At 38.6% G+C, this 1350-nt stretch carries 1 protein-coding gene and 1 pseudogene; both read right to left on the bottom strand.

Translation table 11 applies throughout. From position 1 onward, the window contains the following. A pseudogene (locus B4033_RS02785) lies at positions 1–128 on the bottom strand (alpha-ketoacid dehydrogenase subunit beta); the annotation flags it as partial. 15 nt (positions 129–143) lie between these two features. Continuing rightward, entirely contained in the window at positions 144–1106 is a 963-nt protein-coding gene (locus B4033_RS02780) for a thiamine pyrophosphate-dependent dehydrogenase E1 component subunit alpha (RefSeq protein ID WP_004812189.1), read from the bottom strand. Between the last annotated feature and the right edge of the window lie 244 nt (positions 1107–1350).

The raw sequence follows: 1350 nt of genomic DNA, 5'->3' as shown, positions 1-1350 counted from the left end.
TTATCATCGGTATTTTTACCACCATGTCCACCACGAACATCTTCACCGACCACAATGACACTTGGGTCTCGGCGCATTTCTAATTCAATTGCTTCTTTAATCGCGTTTCGATAACTTTTATTTGGCATTTTTCTACTATTCCTTTAGTAAGAGACGTATACATCGGTAAGTAACTGAGAGGCTTCTGGGTACTTAGCTGCACGTGCCTTTGCAACGGCATCGTCTACATTGGCTTTAGACTGAGCGTCAATCGCATCGAGCTTGGCTTCGTCAATTTTGTCTTTGACTTTTTCGCGGAATATTTTCAATGGATCTTTATGTTCTTTGACATAATCCAGTTCTTCTTTAGAACGGATAAGCCCTGGATCACCTTCAAAATGTCCATAAAATCGGTTGGTTACCGTTTCAATCACACTCGGCCCTTCACCACGGCGGGCACGTTCAATGGCTTTTTGTGCAACCTCATACACAGCAAAAAAGTCTGTTCCATCTACTTTTTCAGCGGGTAAGCCAAAACCTGCTGCTCGGCCTGCAATATCTTTACTGCCTACGGCATAATCATGTGCAGTACCTTCACCAAAACCGTTATTTTCAAAAACAAAAATGACAGGAAGCTTTAACACAACAGCCATATTAATGGCTTCAAAAGTTAAGCCCTGATTTGAACCGCCATCACCGGTAAAAGATAGACCAATCCCACCATTTTTGAGTGTTTTAGCACTTAAAGCTGCCCCAATAGCCAAAGGTGGACCACCACCCACAATACCGTTTGCACCGAGCATGCCTTTATCTAAGTCCGCAATGTGCATTGAGCCGCCTTTACCACGACACAAACCATCATCTTTACCAAAAATTTCTAGCATCATGGCGTGAATGTCACAGCCCTTTGCAATACAATGTCCGTGACCACGATGTGTTGAGGTAATGAAGTCCTTATCTGTTAAATTTTCACAGATCCCTACGGCAACAGCTTCCTCACCGCTATAAAGGTGGATGAAACCTGGGATATCACCTGTATTGTTTTCATCGTGAAGTCGATCCTCAAATTCACGAATGTCGCGCATTCTTTTGTATGCTGCTAGCAATTGCTCTTCCGTTAATTGCATATATTTATTCCTTATTCACTACGCTTAAAAGAAAATCCCAAGTTGAATAACTGGATTTTTAAATCGTATATTTATATAAGAATATTTTTATTTAATTTCATATTAGACTAAAAAAATATAATGCATAAAAACATAAGATAAACATTAAAAACAATGGTTTATAAAATTAAGAAATTTGTAAATTTTTTAATATTATTCAGCTATATACAAAAACAAACCTTTAACCAACCTTTGTTTTATATGA

The organism is Acinetobacter sp. UBA3132 (assembly GCF_002364825.1).
Classification (GTDB): domain Bacteria; phylum Pseudomonadota; class Gammaproteobacteria; order Pseudomonadales; family Moraxellaceae; genus Acinetobacter; species Acinetobacter schindleri.
Note: the sequence above shows the minus strand (reverse complement) of the source record. Positions and strands in the feature narration are given on the sequence as shown.

Excerpts from the sequence above, each read along its gene's own strand:
- B4033_RS02780 (WP_004812189.1), bottom strand. The coding sequence starts at position 1,106 with ATGCAATTAACGGAAGAGCAATTGCTAGCAGCATACAAAAGAATGCGC.